Genomic DNA, 23969 nt, shown 5'->3' with positions numbered 1-23969 from the left:
TCAAGCGGTGAAGCGCGTGCGGTGGAGCATGCGCTTGCGGCGGGGATCGGGGCTCGGCACGGCCGAGATGAGGCTTTGCGTGTAGGGCTGACGGGGACGAGTGCAGATCTCGTCGGCGGGCCCGATCTCGACGAGCTTGCCCCGGTGCATGACGCCGACGCGGTCGCAGAAGTACCGGACCACCGAGATGTCGTGCGAGATGAAGAGGAAGGAGAGGTCGAGCCGGCGCTGGATGTCGAGAAGAAGGTCGAGGATCTGCGCGCGGATCGACACGTCAAGCGCGGCGGTCGCCTCGTCGGCGATCACGACCTTGGGCTCCAGCGCCAGCGCGCGGGCGATGCCGATGCGCTGGCGCTGGCCGCCGGAAAAGGCGTGCGGATAGCGCTCGGCCGCCGCCGGATCGAGACCGACGAGCTCCAGAAGCTCGGCGACGCGCCGCTCGATGCGCTGCCGGTCCCAGCCGCCCGCCACCCGCAACGGGTCTCCGACGATCTGGCGCACGTTCATGCGCGGGTTGAGCGAGGCGAAGGGGTCCTGGAACACGAGGCGCACGTCGCGGTGGAATCGGCGAAGCCCCCGTTTGTCGAGCGCCGTCACGTCGGTCTCGCCGCCCGCGCCGCGATAGATGACCTGCCCCGCGCTCGGCTCGGTGATGCGCAGGATCAGGCGCCCGAGCGTCGTCTTGCCCGATCCGCTCTCGCCGACGATGCCGAGATTCTCGCCCGGCATCAGGTCGAAGCTGACGTCGTCCACCGCCTTGACGGGGTTGGCTGCCGCGCTTCCCCACCAGCTCGCCGCCGCGCCATAGGACTTGCCGAGACCGCGTACCGAGAGAACCGGCTCGCGCTCCTTCGCCGGTCCGCGACGCCCGTCCACCTCACGGCTGGTCTCCAGCCGCACCGTGGCGTCGAGTAGCCGGCGCGTGTAGCTGTGCCCGGCATCGTGAAAGATGTCGTCGACGTCGCCCGTCTCGACGATCCGGCCGAAGCGCATGACCGCCACCTCGTCGGCGACTTCGGCGACCACGCCCATGTCGTGGGTGATCAGCAGCATCGCCATGCCGCGCGCGACCTGGATGCGCTTCACAAGGTCGAGGATCTCGGCCTGCGTGGTGACGTCCAGCGCCGTGGTGGGCTCGTCCGCGATCAGGACGTCGGGATCGGCAGCCAGGGCCATGGCGATCATGGCGCGCTGGCGCATGCCGCCGGAGAACTCGAACGTGTAGCGGTCGATCATGCGTCCGGGATCGGGGATCTCGACCTGGCGGAGGAGCTCGACCGCGCGCTCGCGGCCCTCGCGCTTCGACACGCGCCGATGGAGCCGCACGGCCTCCACGATCTGCGAGCCGATCGTGTGGACCGGCGAGAGCGAGCTCATCGGCTCCTGGAAGATGAGGCCGATACGTCCGCCCCGGATGGCGAGAAGCTCGGGGCTGCGCTCGGTGAGCTGCGCGATGTCGATCTCGCCCCCGCCCTGCCGGGGCAGGAGGATGCGCCCGGACGTGATCGCGGCGTTGCGGTCGAGGATGCGCAGGAGGCTGCGCGCGGTGACCGACTTGCCCGACCCGCTCTCGCCCACCAGCGCCAGCGTCTGGCCGGCGACGAGGCGGAAGCTCACGTCGCGCACGGCGTGGAGGATCTGGTTGCGCAGGCGGAAGTCGAGGCTGAGCCGTTCGACGCGCAGCACCGAGCCGTCGTCGAGAACGGGGTGACCGGTTTGCGAGGCGGCGCCTGTGATCATCATGGCCTTCACGTCTCGTAGGGATCGGCTGCGTCGCGCAGGCCGTCGCCCAGGAAGTTGTAGGACAGGACCGTCACCACGACGGCGAGCGCGGGCCAGACGAGAAGCCAAGGTGCGCCAGCGATGGTGCGCACGTTCTGTGCGTCTTGCAGAAGGACGCCCCAGGAGACCACCGGCGCCTTGAGGCCGATGCCGAGGAAGCTGAGCGCCGTTTCGGCGACGATCATGGTGGGCAGCGCGAGCGTGACGACGGCGAGGATGTGGCTCGTCAGCGAGGGGAGGATGTGGCGGAAGATGAGGCGCCGCTCGTTCGACCCGTCGAGCCGAGCGGCGACCACGAAGTCCTCGCCGCGCAGGGCGAAGAAGCGACCGCGCACCTCGCGCGCCAGACCCGTCCAGCCGAACAGGGATACGATCAGCGTGATCACGAAGTAGACGGTCAGCGGCGACCAGGTGAGCGGGATCGCGGCCGCCAGCCCCAGCCAGAGCGGGATCGTCGGCATGGACGAGATGACCTCGATCAAACGGCCGATCGCGAGATCCACCGTGCCGCCGTAGAAGCCGGCGAGCGCGCCCAGCGTGACGCCGAGAACGAGGCTGATGCACACGCCCACCACGCCGATCGACATGGACACGCGCGTTCCGTAGATCAGCCGGCTCAGGAGGTCGCGGCCGAGCTTGTCTGTGCCGAGCAGGTACATCGTGTCGGTGGAGCGCAGCGGCCCGACGAGATGCCGGTCGAGCGGGATGAGGTTCCACAGGCGGTAGGCCGGGCCCTTCACGAAGAAGCCGATCGGCACGATCTTGGCGGGGTCCGCCACGTAGGAGCGGCGCAGCGAGGCGCGGTCGACGCTCATCGTGTAGCCCGCGACGTGCGGCTGGAAGCGGCTGCCGCCATCGGGCTCGGGAACGAACCAGCCGAGCGACTGGGGCGGGGCGTTGGTGTATTGCGGCCGCGCCGTATGGGGCAGCCCCGGCGCCAGGAACTCGGCGAAGATCGCGACCAACAGCAGGAACAGGATCACGAAGCCGGCGCCGACCGCGAGGCGGTTGCGCGCGAAGCGCTGCCGGATCAGCGTCCACTGGCCGGCGACGGCCGCCTCGTCCGCGCCGCCGCGCGGCTTGATGGTGGTGACGGCGGGCGCGGTCTCGGCCGGGCCCTGAACGAAGACGTGCTCGGCCATCAGTTGAACCGGATCCGGGGGTCGAGAAGGGCGAGAAGGATGTCGGACACGAGCATGCCGACCAGCGTCAGAACGCCCATCAGGAGGATGAAGCTGCCGGCGAGGTACATGTCCTGGCTGATGAGGGCCCGCAGGAGCAGCGGTCCCGCGGTCGGCAGGTTCAGGACGATCGCGGTGATCGTGACGCCCGACACGAGCTCCGGCAGGACCCAGCCGATCGCCGACACGAACGGGTTGAGCGCGACGCGCACGGGGTATTTCAGGACGGCCCGGCGCTCGGGCAGGCCCTTGGCGCGCGCAGTCACGACATAGGGCTTGTTCAGCTCGTCGGTGAGGTTGGCTCGCAGGATGCGGATCAGCGCCGCCGTGCCGCTGGTGCCGATCACGACGATCGGAATCCACAGGTGCAGCGCGAGGTCGCCCGCCTTGGCCCAGCTCCAGGGCGCGTCGACATATTCGGGCGAGTACAGGCCGCCGACGCTCTGCCCGAAGTAGCGGTAGCTCATGTACATCAGCGTCAGGGCGAGGATGAAGTTGGGCACCGCCAGGCCGATGAAGCCGAGAAAGGTGAAGGCATAGTCGCCCACCGAATGGCGGCGCATGGCCGAATAGATGCCGATCGGCAGCGACACCGCCCAGACGAACAGGAGCGAGGCCAGCGAGATCGCGAGCGTCGAGCCCATGCGCTCCCAGATCAGGTCCGCCACCGGCCGGTTCCACTCGAACGAGAAGCCGAAGTCGCCGCGAAGCAGGATCCCCGAGATCCACTTCCAGTACTGGACGAGCACCGGATCGTTGAAGCCGTAGATCTCGCGCAGCCGGTCGACCTGCGCGGGATCGACGTTGGCGCCCGACTCCTGCATCGAGGCGATCATCGAGGTGACGTAGTCGCCCGGCGGCAGCTGGATGATCAGGAAGGCGATCACCGACATGCCGATCAGCGTCGGGATCATGTAGAGGATGCGCTTGACGACGTAGGCGCCCATGCCCGCCTCCCCTCAGGCCCAGGTCAGATGGACGGCTTCGAGTTCGCGAAAGCCCGGCACCTCGATCCGGACGCGTCCGCCCTCCGGCACGGCCTCGAGCGCCTGGCCGCCGACCAGCGCGCGGACCTCCGCCACGTGGCGACCCTCGGGCACCGCGACAGACAGCGTCTGCGGCCCGACCGGATAGGCGTGGCGGATCGGTCCCTTCATCATCATCGGGTTGGTGAGGTTGTGAAGGAGGACGAGGAGCCCGTCCGCCTCCTCGCGCACGGCGATGTCGAGCATCGCCTCGACCTCGACCTCGACGTCGCAGCGCTTGCCCAGCGCCCAGCGCACGGCATTGGCGATCAGGCGCCCATGGTCGGCGGCCAGCACCTCCCAGAAGATCGCGCCGATGTTCCAGGGGATGAAGACCGTGCGCCCGCCGCCCGGGTGGGTGCGTGCCACCACCGCCGCGCCGCGCGGCGCCTCGCGCGGGTAGACCTCCTCCATCGGCAGGTCCGGAAAGTCGGGCACGTAGAGGAACGGCGTCTCCACCCCCTCGCCCACCGGCTCGACCGCCATGAGATGCGTGCCGCCGATGATGCGCGCGGCGCCCTCGAAGCCCGCCGAGATCAGATGAGACCCGTTGATCGCGACATAGGTGTTCTTGACGGGACCGCGCGTTGTCTGCGTCCGGCGCACGCCGAGGAGCGGGCCCAGCGCCAGCTCGGCGCGCGGCTGGTTGTCGGGCGTGCGGGTTCCGCTTTCGAAGGCCGCGACGACGCTGCCGCCGCGCGCCACGTAGTCCTCCAGGAGGCGCACCTGATCGTCGCCGAGACAGGCGGCGTTGGCGAGGATCACGACGCGGAAGCGGTCGAGTTCGGCCGCCGTCATGCGCTGGTCGGAGATCATCTCGAAGGGCAGTCTGGCCTCGAACAAGGCCATGTAGACGCCGAAGTCGTCGGCCTCGGCGCTCTTGCGCGTGTCGAGGCCGTGGTGGCGCAGCGTGGTGGCCGGGTCGAGGATGGCGATCTCGGCCGTCGGCCGCATCCGCGAGGCGACCGGCTCCAGCGCGGCGTGGAGCGCGAAGCTCTGCGACACCGGCTCGATCCAGCGCGTGTCCGGCACGACGCCGTTGAACTTGGTGAACCAGGGCAGGAGCCCCTGCGTCGTGCCGTTGTCGATCCAGGCGCGCATCTCGGGCCCGGTGGTCACCGAGTCCTTCCAGCGATGCTCCTCCTCGGGACCGATCGAGGTGATCAGGACGGTGGGGCGCTCGGGAAAGGCGCCGCGGATGCGCTTGCCGTTGCGCCCCGCCATCCAGACCGGCTCGGTGCCCCGCCGCCCCTGGTCGTCGATGCACAGGAACGGGCAGTAGCGCTCGATCATGCCGAGGTCGAACTCGGTGAGCGAGACCGAGCCCATGTTGGGAATGAAGCTCGTATGGGGCTTGATCGCCTTCATGATCTCGTCCCACTCGACGACGAGGCGGCTGAGAACGCCGCGCCGCCAGCCGGTCCAGGCGAGCCAGGCGGGGTCCTCGACGCTGGTGGTCAGCGGCAGCTCGTGGCCGGTCTCCTTCCGGAAGCTCAGGCGGCAGCTGTCGCAGTAGCAGACGCCATGCCCCTGCCAGCGGTTGGCGAAGATCGCGTCGATATCGTAGCGCGCCGTGATCTCCTGGACGATCTTCGGCATGAAGACGTGGTTGTAGCCGGAATAGGCGCAGGTCACCCAGACGTCGGGATAGGCCCAGTGGCGGCGCGGACGCCCCTTCGCATCCACCGCGATCCACTCGGGATGCGCGTCGGCGGCGTCCTGGTGGATGGCGTGCGGATCGACGCGCGCCATGACGTGCATGTCGAGGCCGCGCGCCCCTTCCACCAGCGCGCCGAACGGGTCGCCGTCGCCGATGAAGCGGCTGACGTAGTGGAGCGGGATCTCGGAAGGGTAGTAGGCGATATAGCCGCCGGCCGAGAGGCAGACCGCGTTGGACTGCGTGCGCTTGAACGTCTCGATCCAGAAGGCGGGATCGAAGCGCACGGGATCGTCCTCGGCCAGCGTCAGCTGCGTCCAGCGCGTGGCGGAGCGGTACCAGTCCTTCGTGCGCAGGGTCGAGGAGGCTTGGATCCGGCTGTGCAGCATGAGGGGTCTCGCGGGATGGCGGGCAAGGTCGGGGCGTTCGCCGCAGGCAACGAGGCTTGCGGCGTGGGCGAAGGCATCGGGAAAGCCCTTGCTTCAGGCCTTGAAGAACTGCTCCGGCCGGGCCGGGCCGGGCGTCGGCCAGCCGAAGGAGTTGGGCATCTCGGGCGGCAGGTTGCGCACGTCCTTGCGCACGATGCCGTAGCCGTCGGCCGGCAGGCTGACGCCAAAGGTGAAGAACAGGTCGGCGGCGTTCTCGAGGATCTTGGCCATGATCTCGGTCTGGCGCGCGGGATCGCCCGTCGCGGTCAGGTCGCGATAGAGCTGCTGCTGCGCCTTGACCGCCTCGGGAGGCTCGACCGCGCCGTCGCTGGTGGGCTGCGTGAAGTAGAGCGACCAGCCCGGCGCGTAGAAGCAGTTGTTGTTGACGGGCACATAGAAGCGCGCGTCGAGCATGGCGGCGATACCGGAATTGGCGCCGAACTGGTGGGCCGTGGCATCATAGCTGCGGCCGCGCCGAACGCGCGTTTCCCAGAGCGAGCGGTCCATGGTGCGCATCTGCGCGTCGATGCCGACCGCCTGGAACATCGGGATCGCGAGCTCGAACATGTCGATGAAGGTCGTGCGCGTCTGGTCGATCTCGAAGATGATCGACAGGCGCCGCCCCGTCTCGTCGAGCCGGTAGTTGTCGCCGTCGCGGTTCGGGACGATCGCGTCCAGCATCGCGTTGGCCTTGTCGGGGTCGTACTGCGTCCACTGGGTCGCGAGGCGCTCGTTGTAGAGCGGGTCGCCGGGCCGGATCGAGGGTTGGGCGGGCGCGCCCTCGCCGATGAACACGGCATCGATCATCGCCTGCCGGTCGATCGCGATCGACAGGGCTTGGCGGAACTCCAGCTTGTTGAACAGGGCGTTCCGCACCGGGTCCTGGTGGTTCAGGTTGAGCTGGAAGGCCATCACGTTGGCGGCGGTCTCCTTCAGCGTATAGAGACCGTATCCCCCGCTCTCCTGCCCGTCGAAGATGACGGGCTTGTTGGCGGGCGTCGCGATGTACTGGTCCATGATGTCGATCTCGCCCTGCAGGGCCTTCAGGAGAAGGACCTCCGGGTCGGCGACCATCTGGTAGACGATGCGGTCGAAGTAGGGCAGCTGCGTGCCCGCCGTGTCGACTTTGAAGTAGAACGGGTTGCGAACCGCGACGGCCTGCTCGGTATTGGTGCCCGGCGCCTCCAGGAAGACCCAGGCGTTCAGCGTCGGCCGGTTGCCGTTCTGGTAGAAGGTGTTGTCGTCGGCCATGCCGATCTCGCGCTGGAACAGGGCGATCCAGCTCTCCAGACCCTGCTCCCGGGCGAGCTTGTCGGCGTCCGGATTGTAGCGGATGTGGAAGCGCTCGAGATAATGCTTCGGGGTCCGCGTCAGCTGGTCCTGCTGCGCCCAGGCGAGCTGCTGCACGAACAAGCCGTTGGGCGAGGCGAAGCGCACCTTGAACGTCGCCTCGTCCACGATCTCGAGCGTCGCCGGCTTACCGTCGGCAAACCACCAGGAATTGCTGCCGAGGTTGGCCTGGGGATCGGTGAAATAGGCGTCGTACCAGAAGCGCACGTCCTCGGTCGTGAAGGGCTGGCCGTCCGACCACTTGTGGCCGCGCCGCAGGTTGAACGTGTACTCGGTCGCGTCCGCATTCACGGACCAGGACTGCGCGACGTTCTCGGTGAGGCCGGACCAATCGGGGTTGAAGCGCACGAGCGGCTCGTAGCCCTGGTAGCGCACGAGCATCGAGTAGGAGCCACCGCCCACCAGCGCGTGGCGCCAGTCGCCGCCCTGGCGTCCGACCTCGCTGAGCGGGGTGATCACGAGCGGCACCTGCGGCAGGCGTTGCGCGAGCGCGGGCAACTCTCCCGACGCGATGCGCGCCTCGAGAAAGGCGGAGTCGGCGGATCCTTGCGCCCATGCGCCGCGCGGCAGGGCGATGGCCCCCGCCAGGGCCAGTCCGGACGCGATGAAGCCTCTGCGGTCGATCCCCACGGTGGCATTCCTCCCTAACAGCCTTATGGCTTCGTTATTAACAGCAAGGTTGCAACCGTCGTTTTGTTAGGTAAAGCGTTATGTTGCCGTTATGAGGATCGCGCGTTCCTGCGACTGCGGCGGGAGGCTCGACCGCATGCCGAAGATCACGCTGGGCACGATCGCCCAAGCGACCGGGCTTTCGAAATTCGCGGTCTCCCGAGCCCTGTCGGGCAAGGATGGCGTCAGCGCGGAAACGCGCCTGCGCGTGCGACGCGTGGCGGATGAGATGGGCTACGTGCAACCCGTCGCGCAGGACGAGACGCCGGTCGTCGGCGTGGTCTTCAACAATGCGGAGATCATCAACTCCGAGCTTCACCTGCGCATCCAGGGCGGCGTGCAGGCCGAGGCCGCGCGGCGGGGATACGAGGTGCGCAACTGCTGGTCCTCGGACCGGCGCGAGATCCTCGCCTTCGCGCGCAGCTGCCGGGGCATCGCGCTGGTCGGACGGCACGAGCGCGACACGATCCTGGCGGTCGGCGCCCTGGGTTTGCCGGTCGCGCGAAGCGGATGGGTGGAGCCGCTGGACCCGTTCGACGTCGTGTCGGGCACCGATCACGAGGCGGGATCGGCGGTGGCCCACTATCTCCTGGGCCTGGGGCACCGGACCATCGCCTATGTCCACGGCACGCCCGGCTACCGAGGCCGCGTGGAGCGCTTCTACGGACTTCGCGAGGTTCTGGAGCGCCATCCCGACGTCGCCTTTCGCGAGATGACGTTTCAGTCCGAGACGCGATTCCTGGAGCACCTGGAACTCGCGCATGCGGACTGCTTCTATCCGACCGCCTTCTTCTGCGCGCATGACGGCATGGCGCTCACCGTGATGTCGGAGCTTCTGCGGCTTGGCCTGCGCATCCCCGAGGACGCGTCCGTGGTCGGCTTCGGCGACTATTCCGCGGCGACCCAGATCTGGCCGCCGATGACGACGGTCCGGGTCCAGGGCTACGAGATCGGGGCCGGCCTCGTGCGCATGCTGGACGACCGCCTCAACGGGAGGCTGCCCGCCGACATCCCGTTCCGCCTGCAGGTCGCCTCGACGCTTGTGATACGCGACTCCGCAGGGCCGGCAGCCCACCGGGCGCGCGGGTAGAGCGGCCCCGCGCCATCTCTTTCCCCATCGGTCCGGGTGGCGTGCGCCCGTCCGGCAGCCCGGTGCACCATGGTTTCAACCAAGAGCTTGTGCGGTCGAGTGGGAGGCGTTCGGGGGAGCGGGTTGGGCTGGCGCCGGACGTGGTCGTGTGGCCGCCAACCCTAGGTGGCGATCGCTGCGGCAACCGCCCAGAGGCGCGCGTCTCTGGAGCCGTCTCGCTGCATCGGATCGTCCCGACCCTTCGTCCCGGAACGGTCCGGTCGCGCAGGCGCTGCTGGAGGAAGGCTCGGTGCCTCCCGTGCCGCTCAGGCCGCATTCTCCTCCTCGATCGCCAGATCGCGCAGGAGACCGTGAACCTCGTCGCCCGTGAGGTGTGCCGGGTCGAAGCCGCTGGATGCGCCGATCGCGCCGTAGCGACCGGCGTCGCGCTCCGAGGCGCCGACGAAGCCCATCGCCCAGTTCGGAAAGCTTCGCGCTTCGATCCGATCCAGCGCCAGAAGCGATACGTCGCCGTGACGCTCGTCCTGCTGGATGCGCTCGAAGGCGGCTTCGACGGCGCTCAAGGGACCCTCCAGCACCTGTGCGAAGCAGCCGGTATTGAAGAGCAGCGCGCCCGTGATCCCGTCGCGCCGGTTGTTTTCCTGACTCTTGGCCAGAATGTCGCTGATCTCCCGGTCGAGATCGGCGTCCGAGCGACCGACGTGGTTTCGGCTGTAGTAGACGAGACGGTGCAGGGCGGCGCTCATGCGGCGGTATCCTCGAGTGCGGTAACGGGATCGGGTCGCGTCAGGAAGTCGCCAATCTGCTCCGCGGCCATGGGCCGTCCGGTCAGGTATCCCTGGACATGCGTACAGCGCTCGCCGCGGATGCGGGCGAGCTGTTCGGCGGTCTCGACGCCCTCCGCCGTGATGGCCATGCCGAGGCTGGTGCCCAGTCCCGCCACCGCGCGCAGGATCGCCTCGCTGTCGGCGCTCGCGCCCGCCACGAAGGACCGGTCGATCTTGATCTTGTTGAACGGGAACTTCTGCAGGTAGCTCAGCGACGAGTAGCCCGTGCCGAAGTCGTCCATGGAGATCATCACGCCCAGGTCGCGCAGGGCGTTCAGCGTCCGGATGACGCTGTCGGTGTTGTCGAGCAGCGCGCCTTCGGTGATCTCGAGCTCCAGGCGTCGGGGCGGCAGGTTTGCCCGCTCCAGGGCCGCCTTGACGGTTTCGAGCAGCGTGTCGGCCTTGAACTGGAGCGGCGACACGTTGACCGCGACGGTTCGCTCGCCCGGCCAGGTGGCGGCCTGCAGGCAGGCCGTGCGAAGGACCCATTCGCCGATCTTGACGATCAGCCCGTTCTCTTCGGCCAGCGGAATGAAGGCGAGCGGCGGAACGTTACCGCGGACCGGGTGGCGCCAGCGCAGAAGCGCCTCGAAACCGATCACCTCGTCGCTCGCGAGATCCAGGAACGGCTGGTAGTGAAGCTCGAACTGCTTGAGTGCGAGCGCACGCCGCAGATCGATCTCCATCTCGCGGCGCTCGTGCAGAAGCGTATCCATGCCGGGCTGGAAGAGCCGGGAGCGGCCCCGTCCCGCCCGCTTGGCCTCGTAGAGCGCCAGGTCGCCGTTGCGCAGGACGTCCCGCGCCTGGCTCAGATCCCCCCGCAAGGCGGTTCCGACGCTAGCCCCGATGTTCACCGTATGGCCGTCCAGCACGTAGGTGCGACCGACGAGATCCACGAGCCGAGCCGCCAGCCTCTCGGCGTCGGCCGGCGTGCGCGCCCCGTGCTGCAGGACGACGAACTCGTCGCCGCCGAGGCGCGCCACCACGTCGCCCTTTCGGCAGGCGCTCACGATGCGATCGGCCACCTTGCGCAGGAGGCGGTCGCCGACCGCATGGCCGAGCGTGTCGTTGACGATCTTGAAGCGGTCGAGATCCAGGCAGTGGATCGCAAAGGGCGCCGCATCGGCCTCCTGCGACAGCATCGCGGTCAGGTACGTCAGGACGGTGCGGCGCTTGCTCAATCCCGTCAGGTCGTCGATGTCCGGGCGCTCGACGGCGAGAGCGTCATGCGATGCCGCCGCGCGCAGCATGACCACATATTCCCCTTCTCCCATCGGGAGAAAGCGGCTCTCGAAGGCGGTTGCGGCCTGCGTGACAAGGACCCTTGGCGTCCCGTCGCGCGTGCCGTGCTCGCCCCGCTCGCAGTCGGGAAAGAGATCGTGCAGCGCGGAACCGACGATCCCGCCACCGAAGGCGGCCTCGGCCGCTGCGTTCGCGTACAGGATCGTGCCGTCGGGCCCCAGCGACAGAACCGGATCAGCCAGAACCTGGAGGATGCGTTCGAAAGAGGGGGAGGCCGCGCCGGGCGGCGACCGAGAAGCGAGCGAGGGAAGCATCGTCGACTCACATGGAAGAGACTGACGATACTCTGGGTCCCATACGTTAATACCGCGAAACACGGACAGGAATCGTCACCACAACATCGCGGTCGCAGCCAATCATTCTCCGAGAAGCGGCGTTTGTTGGGATCAACATCAATAACGAAGCGTCAATGCGGTGAATCCAAACCGATCCGTCCCGCGACACGCGACCAACCGTAGCGGCCTATGCTTCGATGCGCTCGCGGCAGGAACCATTGCTCGTTCGCTTCTTTCCCATGGTCTGCGAGGCGGACGGTGCGATGCGTCCGCGCACTCGGCACGTCCGAGAGATCGAGGGGCCTGATCATGAGCGAACAAACCCTGTCCCGCCGCACCGTCCTCGGCGGCGCGGTGCTGGGCGCCGCAGCGGCGACGTTGACCGGGCCGGCCACCGCGCAGTCCGCCCCGGCCGGCGCGGCCGACGGCGCCCCCCACCTCAGCGATCCGCGCTCGAAGTACACGAGCGAGCCGTTCCCCGAACAGAAGCAGCCTTGGCCGGGCCTTCAGTCGCAGATGACGCCGGTGCCGGACTGCGGCGAGACCAGCTATCGCGGCTCGGGCCGGCTTGCGGGTCGACGCGCACTGGTGACGGGCGGCGACAGCGGCATCGGCCGGGCCGCGGCGATCGCCTTCGCGCGCGAGGGCGCGGACGTCGCGATCAACTACCATCCCGACGAGGAGCCGGACGCGCAGGACGTGGTCCGTCTCATTCAGGAGGCAGGTCGAAAGGCCGTGGCCCTTCCCGCCGACATCCGCACGCTGGAAGCCTGCGAGGGCGTGGTGCACCGCGCGGTGGAGGCGCTCGGCGGCCTGGACCTCCTGGTCAACAACGCCGCCTATCAGCAGTCGAAGGAGGATATCCTCGAGATCTCCGACGAGCAGTTCGTGCGGACCTACGAGACCAACGTCTTTCACGTCTTTCGCTTCTCGAAGGCGGCCATCCCGAGCCTTCCGCCCGGCGCCTCGATCATCAACACGATCTCGGTCAACTCCTATGACCCGGGCGAGGAACTGATCGACTACGCGTCCACCAAGGCGGCGATCCTGAACCTGACCAAGGGCATGGCCAAGCAGCTCGCCAAGCGCGGCATCCGCGTCAATGCGGTCGCACCTGGCCCGGTCTGGACCCCGTTGCAGGTGGCGGGCGGACAGATCGAGGGCACGATGGGCGAGTTCGGCCAGGACACGCCGCTCGGGCGTGCCGGTCAGCCGGCCGAGCTCGCCTCGCTCTACGTCACGCTGGCGGCCGACGATGCGAGCTTCTCGACCGGCACGGTGGTGGGCGCTCATGGCGGCAAGGGAAGCCCCTGAGGTCGGATCGCACGCCGGCACCAGACCCGGGAAAGGCGGAGCGCGTTGATGAGCGGACCCGCAACCGCGAGAACGTCGTCATGTCCCGCCGCTTCTGGAAAATCGTGTTGTCCGCCGTCTTCGTCGCGGCGGCCGCCCTTTATGCCTACGGCTGGTTCACGCCGGACACGCCGACGGAACTGGCCCGTACGGGACGCTGCGAGGAGTACCGGCGAGCCGGCGAGCGGCTCGAGGCGGGCCTGGACAGCGAAACGGCGGCCGATCCGGGAGAGGTCGAGATGGTGCTGGCCGAATGCGAGCGGATGGGTCGCTGACCCGGACGCTCAACCCTTGAGCTTGCGGGCGGACCGGTCGAGCGCGGCGAGCAGTTCGAGCGTATCCTCGTCGACGAGGCCGTCGAGATGATCGAGTTCCGTGCTCGAGGCCTCGCCCGGACCGGCAATCGGCAGGCTCGAAGCAGGATCGAAGAAGTAGGCCGGCTCGACCGCGAAGAACGCGCTCAGTCGCAGAAGCACCGCCGCGGAGGGAAGCGTCTCCCCGGTCTCGATCGCGCGCAGGCTCTCCGGCGTCACTCCGATGCAGGCCGCCAGTTCTCCGCAACCCAGCGCGTGTGCCTCCCGAAGCGAGCGCAGACCGCGTGCGACCGCGCCCGGACCATTCCCCTCATTCATCGCTTTTCGATACCAGCTGAACCGTGGATCGTTCCTATCATCGCCTTGCGGCGGCTATAAGTCCGCAACGGCCTTTCCCAGACGCCGCGTCTCCGGCGCCGCGGCGAGCTTGGGCGTGAAGCCCTCGAAGTAGGTTTGCAGCTCGCCCGAGGCGCGCAGCAGGTCGACGATCTCGTCGGGATGCAACGCGGTGTTGCCGAACCAGGGATACTTCTCGCGCGAGAAGCATTCCACCAGCCAATCCACGAAGACGCGGTGCCGCGCCGTCTTGATGACCTCGGGGTGGATGGCAAGCCAGACCTCCACGCCCAACTTCATGTCGAGATTCACGGGTACCAGATCGGCCCCAATCGCGATTGCGTAGTTCGGCAGCATGCCGATCCCCGCCCCCTTGGCCACCGCCCAATAGTGCGCGCTCGAGAAGTTGGTGCGCAGCGGCACCATCTTGCGGGCGATCTCCTCGCCGAAGAGCGGCGCGAGCCGATAGCCGGCGAATTGCTCGGTTTCCTGTTCGACGACGCGATGGTTCGCCAGGTCGGCGAGCGAGGTCGGCAACCCGTGCGCCTCGACATAGGAGCGGCCGGCGAACATCGAGAGATGCACGAAGCCGAGACGCTTCTTGATGAGGTCCGGCGCGGTCGGCTCGGTGAGCTGGATCGAGATGTCGGCCTCAAGGCGCAGCACGTCGACCGAGCGCAGCGCGCATTCGAGGTTGAGGTTGATGTCGCGGCCCTCGCCCCGAAGGAAGTCCACAAGCTGCGGGATGATCCAGAACGTGCCGATCCCCTCGGTGACGGCGAGATGGATCGCGCCCGACATCGTATCGCTGGTGGACTGGGCGACGCGGCACATGTCGGCGACCGAGCGCTGCACGTCGCGCGCGGCGGCGACCAGGCGCCGCCCCTCGTTGGTGAGGCGCGTGCCCTCCGCTTCCCGGTAGAACAGGCGGAAGCCGAGCTGGTCCTCCAAACGCTCGATCGTGGCACGCAGCGTGTTGATCCCCTTGCCGAGCTCTGCGGACGCCTGCCGGAAGCTGCGGCTGTCGGCGACGGCCAGAAAGACCTTGACGCTGTCCCAGTCCACGTTCTGGGGGAGGTGTTCCATTGGCTGAACGCCCTGTGTTCGGATTGGGAAAATCCACGACGGCTTCGGTTCGATAGCTTCAACGGCGTCCAGGAAGCCAAAGGGGACGCCGATGTCGACGGTCTATCAGGAAAACTTACATTCCGATCCTTGCCACACGGTCCCGCCGGTCGCGGCGCCGCGCTTCGATACGTTCGATCCCCAGGGCGAGCGGACCGGGATTGCGGTCGTCCACGGCCTGGACGACTTCCTCAAGATCGCCGCGATCCGCTCGGCTGTTTTTCTCGGCGAACAGACCTTCCCCTTCTCGGAGCAGTTCGACGGCAACGACTTCGCCGCGACCCATCTCCTCTACAGCGTTCGGGGCGAGCCGGCCGGCTGTATGCGCATCCGCTTCTTCGGTGACTTCGCGAAGATGGAACGCCTTGCCGTGCGCAAGGAATACCGCCGCTCGACGATCGCCTTCGACCTGGTTCGCGCGAGCGTCGACCTGTGCCGGGCCAAAGGATACCGCAAGTTGTACGGCCATGCCAAGGAGGAGCTCCTGCCCTTCTGGAAGCGCTTCGGCTTCCGGATGAAGGACAACGGCGCCCCGTTCGACCTGGCAGGCTATGCCGTGCTCGAGATGATCGACGAGATCGAGCCCGCCGAGGACGCGGTCGCGATCGGGGGCGATCCGTACCTCACCGTGCGCGCCGAGGGTCAGTGGCACAAGCCCGGCGTGTTCGAGACCTCGAACGGCATGGCGCGCGCATGACCCAGTTCGAGGAACGCGAGGTCGACCGCCTGCTGGTCGCCGTTGCGGCTTGCCGAGACCAGGCGGACGAACTGCGCCTGTGCTTCGCCAAGCGCCTCCTGGACATGTGCCTTCTGGAGATCGCGATGATGGGCAACGCCCTGCCGCGCGAGAGCGAGCTGAGCCCAGCTGAGACCCTGAACGCCCTCCTTTCCACCAAGCTGCGCCTGACCTGGATCCGGGACAACAAGGCGGTGATCACGTCGTGAGCGTCTGCGCCATATCGATAACCGAAGCCGTCCGGCCGGCGGACGATCCGTTCGTGCTGGGCCTCGTGACGATCGACGCCCGCACCGGCGCGCTCGATGCCGATATGGGCTTCCTCCGCTTCTGCCACGGTTCGAACAGTGCGCGGCCCCTGAACAACGTCGACGATCTCCTGCAGATGGTGGTGCCCGAGGAACGCCTTACCGTTCAAACGCGGATGCTGGGCGCCGAACCCGGCGCTCGGGATCTCACGTGCCGCCTGCAGGGAGCACTCGGCGGCCCTGCCACGATCCGCTTCATCGTCTCGCGACGCACCGAAGCCGAGGCCTCGAACGGGACGGCGACCTATGTCGCGGTGATGATGCCGGAGCCGACCGCGACGGCCTCGCCTCTGGAGCGTATCGCGCTTCTTCTGATTGAGGCGGAGGGCTTGGCGCGAGGCATTGGAAACAGTCTCCTGTCCAAGCTCATCCGGGCCGTTCTTCTGCAGGTCGGCCTGGATGCCGGCCACGGCCTCCTGGGATCGCGCGGGGCGGCGAACGACACCGCAAAGCACTGATCGTACCGTATCGGGCTTCGCCCCGGCATCCCGTGCGGGGCCCCGGAGGAAGTCAGCGTCCGGCATCGCCATGGCTGCGCTTCGGAGGCACGGTTGACTTTTCGGTCGATCGATCCCGACAAGGGGCATCCTCCAAGAACCGGCTGCGCCGGATCGTCCCGCCCGAATGGAGCCGTCATGGCAGACCTCCGGTCCCACCGCCTCGCCCGTCGCCTCGTCCTGGGGCTCGCCGTGGTGGTGATCGCGCTCGCCGTCGTCGGCTCCGTGCTGATCGCGCTCGAGTTCCTACGCCAGCCCTGAGAGGCCTTATTGCGAGCCTTGGCCGCGCATCGATGCAGCGCACCATAGGCGATTCAGGTTTGATCAAGGCGACGGCGCGACACTTCTCCCAACAAAAACAAGGGAGAACGCACATGCTCGACACCTGTGGCGCCGGTTACTCCGAGACGATCCGCCTGACGCGCGACGAGGCGGTCCGCCTGGAAGGCCGGGAAGCAGCTCGGCGGCGCGTGAACCGACACGACAACCCTTATCGCTCGCGCAGCGCCGACGGCATCTCCTGGCACGCCGGGTACGATGCCGAGATGGCCGGCGAACGGCGCTGAGGCGCGCCGCGGGTCCTTCCGCTCAGGCGCGCTCCCCGCGCCGCCCGCCCGCCAGCGTGATGATCGCCACGATGATGATGCCGGTCAGGAGCAGGCGCAGGCCCGCGCCGACACCGAACGTGTTGAGCATGGTCACGAGCAGGTAGAGGAAGAGCGAGGCGCCCCACAAGCCCGCGACGTTGGACCGTCCGCCCGAGACCGACGAGCCGCCCACCACCACCACCGCGATCGACGCCAGGAGGTATTCCTCGCCCATGTTGAGCGAGGAGCCGCCCGAGAAGCCCGACAGGACGGCGCCGCACAACCCCGCCAGAGCCGCCGACAGGACGTAGGTGAGGAAGCGCACCCGGTCGACCCGGATGCCCGCAAGTCCCGCGGCGCGGCTGTTCTGCCCGATCGCCGAGACCGAGCGTCCGTAGACCGTCCGGTGGAGCAGCACCGCCATCAGGGCGGACAGGATGAGCGTCGCGATGGCCAGATAGGGCACGCCGAGGATCCGACCGGTCGCAAAGGCGGCAAAGCCTTCGGGCGGGCGCACGCGCAGGCCGCGCCCGTAGCTGATCGCGGTGGACTGGACGAGGAAGCTTGCCGAGAGCGTCGCGATGATCGGCGGAATCGAAAGAAGACGGATCAGGGCGTAGTTGAAGCAGCCGACGGCAACGCCGACGCCGAGCGCGCTCGCCAGACCCAGCGCGATGCGCGCATCGCTTTCGCCCATCACCACCATCGAGACCGTGCCCGCCAGCGCGATCGTGGCGGGAATCGACAGGTCGACGTTGCCGGGACCGGCGGTGATCACGAACATCTGGCCCAGGCCGACGATCACGTACATCGTCGCGAACGTCAGCGCGGTGGACAGGATCTGCCCCGCTCCGACGCCGCCCGTGAAGGTGAGCGTCGCGGCGAGGATCAGTGCGGCCCCAATGAACGAGAAGGCCCATGGGGCGGAGCCGATCGCACGCGGGCGGGCCGTGCTCATGCCATCCTCCGCTCGGTCTGGTTGACCAGCGCGCGCAAGGCCAGGACCACGATCAGGATCGCCCCCTGCGCGCCGATCTGCCAGTCCGGCGAGATGCGCAGGAACGACAGAAGCGAGCCGGCGAGCGTCAGCGTCAGCGCGCCGATCACGGCGCCGACGGGCGATACGCGCCCACCCGTGAACTCGCCGCCGCCCAGGATCACGCCTGCGATCGAGAGCAGCGTGTAGCGCAGCGCGATGTTGGCGTCGGCGGACGTCGTGAGGCCGACGAGGCAGAGACCCGACAGGACGCCGAAGAAGCCGGCGAGCGCATACATCGCGACCTTGACGCGCAGGAGCGACCAGCCTGCGCGCCGGAGCGCCTGCGGATTGCCGCCCGCCCCTCGCAGCACGACGCCCGCGGACGAGCGCACGAGAAAGAGATGAACCAGAAGCGCCAGTGCCGCGCTCGCCAGGATCGCGAAGGGCACGACGGGCGTCTTCAGCTTCACGAGGCCCGACAGCCAGGCGGGCGCCGAGCCGCCCGGCGAGGGCAGGAGGAGGACCGCCAGCCCCAGCCAGACGAAGCTCATGCCGAGCGTCACCACGATCGAGGGCAGGTCGCGCCAGTGGATCAGCGCGCCGAGCCCCGCATACACCGCTATGAGCGCGAGAAGCACGCCGGTGCCCAGCAGAGGCGTTGCGGGCAGGAGCGTCGCGCCGACGCAGGCAACCAGGCTGACAAAGGCGCCGATCGACAGGTCGAGGTCGTTCACGGTGATCACGCAGAGCTGCGCGATCGTGGCGAGCGCGATCGGCAGCGCGAGGTTGAGCATCAGGTTGAGGCCGAGATAGCTCATCGCGCGCGGCTGGATCAGGAAGATCACCGCGAGGATCAGAACCAGCGAGACTGGCGGCAGGAGCGCGCGCAGCAGACGGGGGCTCATGCGGCCTCGGCAAACGAGGACTGGAGGATGCGTTGTTCCGACAGTTCGGCGCGCGACAGGTCCGCCACGATGCGCCCCGAACGGAAGACGTAGATGTGGTCGCAGCTCTTCAGCTCGTCGAACTCCGTGGTGTACCAGATGAAGGTTCGACCCTTCTGCGCCTCGGCGCGGATCAGCGAGTAGACCTCCTGCTTGGTGCCGATGTCGACGCCGCGCATGGGGTCGTCCATCAGGACGATCTCGGCGTCCGACGCGAGGGCGCGGGCAAACAGCGCCTTCTGCTGGTTGCCGCCCGACAGGGTCAGGATGTTCTCGCCCATGGCCGGCGTGCGGATCGCGATGCGCTGGCGCCAGCTCTCCTCGAGCGCCCTCGCCTTCGCACCGTCGATGAGGCCGAAGCGCGTGAGCTGGGCGAGCGAGCGAATCGTGACGTTCTCGCCGATCGACCAGAGCGGAAAGACGCCGTCGCTCTGCCGGTCGCCGGCCACGAACGCGGTGCGGGCCGCGACGCGCGCCCAGCGGGAGCGGTGGTACGCGGCGTTCTGCAGGAGCACGAGAAGCGCCGTCTGCCCATGACCGGCCAACCCGGCCAGGCCCACGATCTCGCCGCGCCGCGCTTCGAGCCGCACCGGGCCGCCCTTGGGCGTTCCGGCCTCGGCGACGACGGGCGCGGCGCTGCGCCCGGCCGCCGACCCGGCGACCTCCTCGTCCCCGCCGCCCGCCACGTGGCCCATGCTCTCCACGAGGCTGTGGCGCGTGAAGTCGGCGGCCGCGCGTAGGTCCACCACCCGCCCGTCGCTCATCACCGCGATGCGGTCGCAGGCCGACAGGATCTCGCCCAGGATGTGCGAGATCAGGATGATCGTACCCCCGCCCTCGACGAAGCGGCGCACATAGGCGAGAAGCTGCGCGGCGACGCTCGCATCCAGCGAGGAGGTCGGCTCGTCGAGGATCACGAACCGCAGCCTTTCCCCGGCCGCAAACACGCTCGCGATCTCCACCATCTGGCGCTGACCGAGCGACAGGTCCGAGACGAGGTCGTCGGACCCGATGCCGTGGCCGGGGAAGATCGCGTCGAGACGGTCGCCGATGAGCCGCGCCGCCCGCCCCCGCCAGCCGAAGCCGCGCAGCGAGGGCTGGCGAACCCGGGTATTCTCGAGAACCGAGAGGTTCGGGCAGAGCGAGAGTTCCTGAAAGACGCAGCTGATGCCGGCCTCGCTCGCCCGCGCCACGCTGTGGCGTCCGGCCCCGTCCGCGCCGTCGATCTCGAGTTGCCCCTCGTCGGGCCGCAGGTTGCCGGCCAGAACCTGCATCAGCGTCGACTTGCCGGCTCCGTTATGGCCGGCCAGTCCGAGACACTCGCCGGCCCGAAGGTCGAGGTCGACCCCGTCCAGCGCCCGGACGGCACCGAAGCTCTTGCGCACGCCCCGAAGGCGGACGATGGGCGGCGAGGTCGCGGACATGCAAGTCGGTCTTTCAGGAAGGGGTCTTGGCGACGCCCCGGACGCCTCGTCGGCGTCCGGGGCCCATGCATCGGATCGGCGCCCTATTTCGCCGAGCCTGCGATCACCGTCTTGGCATCGTCCTGCGAGTACTCGACGTTGGCCACGCCGCCGGCCTCGGTGGTCTCGAGCGACTTCTCGAGGCCGGCCTGGTCGATCGACAGGAAGGGCACCACGAGATCCTTGGGCACCTCCTGCCCGTCGAGGATCTGCTGGGCGACCCAGAAGGCCAGCGTCGAGACGCCCGGCGCGATCGAGACCGACATGGTCTCGTAGTTCGACGCGTCCTTCTGCGCCTTCCACCAGCGCAGTTCGTCCTCGCGGTTGCCGAGGATGATGGTGGGCGTCGGGCGTCCGGCGGCCTTGAAGGCCTCGGCCGCGCCGAAGCCGTCGCCGCCCTGCGTCACGACACCGACCACCTCGGGCAGGCTCGGCAGCACGCCGGCGACCGACTTCTGCGCGACGGTCTGCGTCCAGTCGCCCTGGACCGCCGAGACGATCTTGAACTTCGGGTGCGCTTCGACGCCCTTGGCGATGCCCTCGTGAATCTCGGTATCAACCGAGGTTCCCGCCAGACCCCGAATTTCGAGAAGGTTGCCGCCGTCGGGATAGCGCCCGGCGAGGTAGTCGAGTTGTCCTTCGCCCATCTTGCGGAAGTCCACCGCCACGCGCCAAGCGCAGGGCTCGGTGACGATGCCGTCGAAGGAGACCACGACGATACCCGCGTCGCACGCCTCCTTGACCGCGCCGTTGAGGGCGGTCGGCGAGGCGGCGTTGACGACGATGGCGCTGTAGCCCTGCAGGATCATGTTCTGGATCTGCGCGGCCTGCTCGGTCGCCTGGTTCTCGGCCGTGGTGAAGGCGTCGGCGCTCTTCACCAGTCCGTCGGCCACCGCCTTGTCGGTGATCTTTTTCCAGCTCGCGAGCATGGCCTGGCGCCAGGAGTTGCCGGCGTAGTTGTTCGATAGGGCGATGGTCTTGTCGCTCGTGTCGGCCGCGGCCGGACCGGAGGCCGACAAGGCCAGCGCGGCGGCCGACAGGGTGATGGCGATGGCGGTCTTCACGGTGTTCCTCCCCAGGATGAACCGACTGCTCCAGCCGGCGGTCGCCGCAGCGATCCTCCCGCCGCGTCGACGCTCATGTGTGGCAGGTGGTTGCCCGCTGTCCAAGTCCCGATCCGCAAATCTTTGACGCGAAATCACTGATCGTGCGCCCGGCGCAATCGGTTGCCGAGAAGCGGATCGCGCGTCTCCTTGCTCACGCGCCCGCCCCGGTCACGGTGGGTCCGGACGAGAGGCCGCCGCCACGAGGCGCTTCCGGCCGCGCTCGGGAATGCTATGACCGGCGCGCCCAGAAGCGGAAGGCCCTCCGGATGAACCACCCCGCCCCGTCCACCCGCCTGCCGCTCGACGTTCTCGGCGTCACGCACGGCTTCGGCAGGACGCCCGTTCTGGTGGACGTGTCGTTTCGTGTTCGCGCCGGCGGGGTCGCCGCACTGGTCGGACATTCGGGATCCGGGAAGACGACGCTCCTGCGCATTCTGGCCGGCATCGAGCGTCCCGTGAGCGGCCGGGTGGAGGCCGGAGGCCGAATTCTGTCGGGGCCCGGTGCCTTCGTGGAGCCGGAGGACCGGGGGATCGGCTTCCTGTTCCAGGACTATGCGCTGTTTCCCCATCTTAGCGTCACCGACAACGTTCTGTTCGGCCTCCGCCGCCAGGAACAGGCGGCTGCGCGGCGCCGGGCGGGAGACATGCTGGCGCGCCTGCGCATCGAACACCTCGCGGAGCGGTTCCCGCATATGCTGTCGGGCGGCGAGCAGCAGCGCGTCGCGCTGGCCCGCGCCCTTGCGCCCCGTCCCGGCATCATGCTCCTGGACGAGCCCTTCTCGAACCTCGACCGCGCCTTGCGCGACGGTGTGCGCTCCGAAACGCTCGCGCTCCTGCGCGAACTCGGCACCACGGTCGTGATGGTGACGCACGATCCGGAGGAGGCCCTGTCGGCCGGCGAGCACGTGGTGCTGCTGCGCGCGGGACGCGTGGTCCAGGCCGGTACGCCGACGGAGCTCTTCGAGCAGCCTGTGGATGCCCATGCGGCGGAGTTCTTCGCCAGTTCCAATCGCATCCGGGGGATCAGCCGGGACGGCCGGCTCGCGACACCGCTCGGCACGTTTCCGGCGCCCGGTCTTGCCGACGGCGTGCAGGCCGTGGCCCACGTGCGGCCTCATGTGTTGCGCCTGTCCGCCTCGGGCGAAGGCGTCGAGGGACGCGTGACGGGGCGCCGGCTTCTGGGCGAGGTCGAGGAACTGAGCGTCGCGGTGCCGGGACTCGCGCCGGACCTGCGCGTTCGCTCCACGGAGCGCAGCCGACTGACCGTGGATTCCACTGTAAAGATCACGGCCTGCGTCGAACAAGTCTTCGTGTTCGCCGACGATAGCGCATCCTAGAAGCATTCCAGACAGCAACACGCCAGCAGCGACGGACCCGCAGCAAACGCTTGCCAAGCAACCTCTTTCGGTCGGGCTCGCGACCGCGGAGCCGAAACCTGCGAACATGTCGGCCGGTACTTGTGCGCCCCACGGCTTCCACTTGGTCCCGACCGATAAGTTGACCATACGCCTCATCTATGAGCATGGCGCCTGCCGATCCAGGACGCGATCGGTGAACGGAAAGGGTGGGGTTGCGATGGGCATGCAGACATACGGAAGCGCGCTGATTGGTCTGGCGCTCCTCGGGGGCGCGACGGGCGGCGCCGCAGCGGCCGAGCTCAACCTCTACACCACCCGCGAGCCGGGTCTCGTGCAGCCGTTGATCGACGCCTTCACGAAGGCAAGCGGTACCCAGGTCAACACGATCTTCCTGAAGGAGGGCCTGGCCGAGCGCGTGACCGCGGAAGGCGACCGCTCGCCGGCCGACCTTCTGATGACCGTGGACGCGGGCGTGCTCGTGGATCTCGTCGAGCGTGGCCTGACGCAGCCCGTCCGGTCCGCCACGCTGGATGCCGCCATTCCCGAGACGCTGCGCGACGACGACGGCCACTGGTACGCCCTGTCGATGCGCGCCCGCGCGCTTTATGCCGCCAAGGATCTCGACCTCGCGTCGATCACCTACGAGGATCTCGCCGATCCGAAGTGGAAGAACCGCATCTGCATCCGTTCGGGGCTGCATCCCTACAACGTCGCGCTGACGGGCTCGTTTATCGCCCATCACGGGGCGGCCGAGGCCGAGACGTGGCTGACCGGCCTCAAGGCCAACCTCGCCCGGCCGGCCGGCGGCGGCGACCGGGACGTGGCGCGCGACATCACCGGAGGCCTGTGCGACATCGGCGTCGCCAACTCCTACTATGTCGGCTTGATGCGCAGCGGCAAGGGCGGCCCCGAGCAGCAGGCATGGGCCGAGGGCATCAAGATGATCCTGCCGACGTTCCGGGACGGCGGCACGCAGGTCAACATCACGGGGGGCGCCGTCGCCCGCCATGCGCCCAACCGCGACGAAGCCGTGCGCTTTCTCGAATACCTGGTTTCCGACGAGGCGCAGGCGATCTACGCCCGCGCGAACTTCGAGTATCCCGTCAACGCCAAGGCGAGCGTCGATCCGCTGGTCGGCGAGTACGGCGTGCTGAAGCCCGACACGATCGACATCGTGGAGGGCGTCGCGTTCCGCAAGCAGGCAAGCGAGCTCACCGAGAAGGTCGGGTTCGACGGCTGATGCGGCAGGCAAGGGCCGGGACCGTGCGTCCCGGCCG

The 23969-nt window shown here is 68.4% G+C and carries 23 protein-coding genes; 10 read left to right on the top strand and 13 right to left on the bottom strand.

The window, feature by feature from the left end; translation table 11 throughout:
* From BLQ76_RS06600 to BLQ76_RS06580, 5 genes are all read right to left on the bottom strand, one after another.
* Positions 1-1743 carry an ABC transporter ATP-binding protein gene (locus BLQ76_RS06600; RefSeq protein ID WP_244519497.1) on the bottom strand — a complete coding sequence of 581 codons (1743 nt, stop codon included), beginning with the start codon at positions 1741-1743 and terminating at the stop codon, positions 1-3.
* A gap of 5 nt (positions 1744-1748) precedes the next feature.
* Positions 1749-2924, bottom strand: a complete 1176-nt coding sequence (locus BLQ76_RS06595) for an ABC transporter permease (protein WP_090670709.1) — start codon at positions 2922-2924, stop codon at positions 1749-1751.
* On the bottom strand, positions 2924-3910 hold the full coding sequence (locus BLQ76_RS06590; RefSeq protein WP_090670706.1) for an ABC transporter permease: 987 nt from the start codon (positions 3908-3910) through the stop codon (positions 2924-2926). The genes BLQ76_RS06595 and BLQ76_RS06590 overlap by 1 nt, the downstream gene beginning before the upstream one ends.
* Positions 3911-3922: 12 nt before the next feature.
* A complete protein-coding gene (locus tag BLQ76_RS06585) occupies positions 3923-6034 on the bottom strand; it encodes a family 10 glycosylhydrolase (protein WP_090670703.1) in 2112 nt (703 codons plus the stop codon).
* Between the two features lie 93 nt (positions 6035-6127).
* Positions 6128-8053 carry an ABC transporter substrate-binding protein gene (locus tag BLQ76_RS06580; protein WP_244519496.1) on the bottom strand — a complete coding sequence of 642 codons (1926 nt, stop codon included), beginning with the start codon at positions 8051-8053 and terminating at the stop codon, positions 6128-6130.
* Between the two features lie 136 nt (positions 8054-8189).
* Between BLQ76_RS06580 and BLQ76_RS06575 the strand changes: the two genes are divergently transcribed.
* Complete coding sequence (locus BLQ76_RS06575) at positions 8190-9182, top strand: LacI family DNA-binding transcriptional regulator (RefSeq protein ID WP_090670700.1); 993 nt, start codon at positions 8190-8192, stop codon at positions 9180-9182.
* Between the two features lie 305 nt (positions 9183-9487).
* Here the strand turns inward: BLQ76_RS06575 and BLQ76_RS06570 are convergent, their stop codons facing one another.
* Positions 9488-9928: a BLUF domain-containing protein gene (locus BLQ76_RS06570; protein ID WP_090670698.1), complete on the bottom strand. Its 441-nt coding sequence runs from the start codon at positions 9926-9928 to the stop codon at positions 9488-9490.
* Positions 9925-11565 (bottom strand): EAL domain-containing protein, encoded by a 1641-nt coding sequence (locus BLQ76_RS06565; protein WP_090670692.1) that lies wholly within the window; start codon positions 11563-11565, stop codon positions 9925-9927. Before BLQ76_RS06565 ends, BLQ76_RS06570 begins: the two co-directional genes overlap by 4 nt.
* Before the next feature lie 330 nt (positions 11566-11895).
* Here BLQ76_RS06565 and BLQ76_RS06560 point away from each other — a divergent pair, with 330 nt between their 5' ends.
* A complete protein-coding gene (locus BLQ76_RS06560; protein ID WP_090670689.1) occupies positions 11896-12900 on the top strand; it encodes an SDR family oxidoreductase in 1005 nt (334 codons plus the stop codon).
* An 80-nt stretch (positions 12901-12980) separates the two neighbouring features.
* The gene (locus tag BLQ76_RS06555) at positions 12981-13214 is read left to right on the top strand and encodes a hypothetical protein (RefSeq protein ID WP_090670686.1); all 234 of its coding nucleotides are present in this window, start codon (positions 12981-12983) and stop codon (positions 13212-13214) included.
* Between the two features lie 9 nt (positions 13215-13223).
* On the opposite strand, the gene BLQ76_RS06550 is transcribed toward BLQ76_RS06555, so the two are convergent.
* Positions 13224-13571 (bottom strand): helix-turn-helix transcriptional regulator, encoded by a 348-nt coding sequence (locus BLQ76_RS06550; RefSeq protein ID WP_090670683.1) that lies wholly within the window; start codon positions 13569-13571, stop codon positions 13224-13226.
* A gap of 54 nt (positions 13572-13625) precedes the next feature.
* Positions 13626-14675, bottom strand: coding sequence for a LysR family transcriptional regulator (locus BLQ76_RS06545; RefSeq protein WP_090670680.1), 1050 nt, complete (start codon positions 14673-14675; stop codon positions 13626-13628).
* A 91-nt stretch (positions 14676-14766) separates the two neighbouring features.
* On the opposite strand from BLQ76_RS06545, the gene BLQ76_RS06540 reads away from it, so the two are divergent.
* From BLQ76_RS06540 to BLQ76_RS06525, 5 genes are all read left to right on the top strand, one after another.
* Positions 14767-15411, top strand: a complete 645-nt coding sequence (locus tag BLQ76_RS06540; RefSeq protein ID WP_090670677.1) for a GNAT family N-acetyltransferase — start codon at positions 14767-14769, stop codon at positions 15409-15411.
* On the top strand, positions 15408-15659 hold the full coding sequence (locus BLQ76_RS06535) for a hypothetical protein (protein ID WP_090670675.1): 252 nt from the start codon (positions 15408-15410) through the stop codon (positions 15657-15659). The genes BLQ76_RS06540 and BLQ76_RS06535 overlap by 4 nt, the downstream gene beginning before the upstream one ends.
* A 53-nt stretch (positions 15660-15712) precedes the next feature.
* The gene (locus tag BLQ76_RS06530; RefSeq protein ID WP_139183947.1) at positions 15713-16216 is read left to right on the top strand and encodes a hypothetical protein; all 504 of its coding nucleotides are present in this window, start codon (positions 15713-15715) and stop codon (positions 16214-16216) included.
* Positions 16217-16393: 177 nt separating this feature from the next.
* Positions 16394-16516: a hypothetical protein gene (locus BLQ76_RS22660; RefSeq protein WP_280140051.1), complete on the top strand. Its 123-nt coding sequence runs from the start codon at positions 16394-16396 to the stop codon at positions 16514-16516.
* Positions 16517-16629: 113 nt separating this feature from the next.
* Positions 16630-16821, top strand: coding sequence for a hypothetical protein (locus BLQ76_RS06525; RefSeq protein ID WP_090670670.1), 192 nt, complete (start codon positions 16630-16632; stop codon positions 16819-16821).
* A gap of 22 nt (positions 16822-16843) precedes the next feature.
* On the opposite strand, the gene BLQ76_RS06520 is transcribed toward BLQ76_RS06525, so the two are convergent.
* From BLQ76_RS06520 to BLQ76_RS06505, 4 genes are all read right to left on the bottom strand, one after another.
* Positions 16844-17800, bottom strand: a complete 957-nt coding sequence (locus BLQ76_RS06520) for an ABC transporter permease (RefSeq protein ID WP_090670668.1) — start codon at positions 17798-17800, stop codon at positions 16844-16846.
* The gene (locus BLQ76_RS06515; protein ID WP_090670666.1) at positions 17797-18726 is read right to left on the bottom strand and encodes an ABC transporter permease; all 930 of its coding nucleotides are present in this window, start codon (positions 18724-18726) and stop codon (positions 17797-17799) included. Before BLQ76_RS06515 ends, BLQ76_RS06520 begins: the two co-directional genes overlap by 4 nt.
* Entirely contained in the window at positions 18723-20189 is a 1467-nt protein-coding gene (locus tag BLQ76_RS06510; RefSeq protein ID WP_090670663.1) for a sugar ABC transporter ATP-binding protein, read from the bottom strand. The genes BLQ76_RS06515 and BLQ76_RS06510 overlap by 4 nt, the downstream gene beginning before the upstream one ends.
* Positions 20190-20272: 83 nt before the next feature.
* The gene (locus BLQ76_RS06505; RefSeq protein WP_244519520.1) at positions 20273-21274 is read right to left on the bottom strand and encodes an ABC transporter substrate-binding protein; all 1002 of its coding nucleotides are present in this window, start codon (positions 21272-21274) and stop codon (positions 20273-20275) included.
* 326 nt (positions 21275-21600) lie between these two features.
* Here BLQ76_RS06505 and BLQ76_RS06500 point away from each other — a divergent pair, with 326 nt between their 5' ends.
* On the top strand, positions 21601-22671 hold the full coding sequence (locus tag BLQ76_RS06500; protein ID WP_090670660.1) for an ABC transporter ATP-binding protein: 1071 nt from the start codon (positions 21601-21603) through the stop codon (positions 22669-22671).
* 244 nt (positions 22672-22915) lie between these two features.
* Positions 22916-23932 (top strand): extracellular solute-binding protein, encoded by a 1017-nt coding sequence (locus BLQ76_RS06495; protein ID WP_090671381.1) that lies wholly within the window; start codon positions 22916-22918, stop codon positions 23930-23932.
* The last annotated feature ends 37 nt before the right edge of the window (positions 23933-23969 follow it).

Source organism: Aureimonas jatrophae, from assembly GCF_900104035.1.
Taxonomy (GTDB): domain Bacteria; phylum Pseudomonadota; class Alphaproteobacteria; order Rhizobiales; family Rhizobiaceae; genus Aureimonas; species Aureimonas jatrophae.
This window is presented reverse-complemented; position numbering and strand designations above follow the sequence as displayed.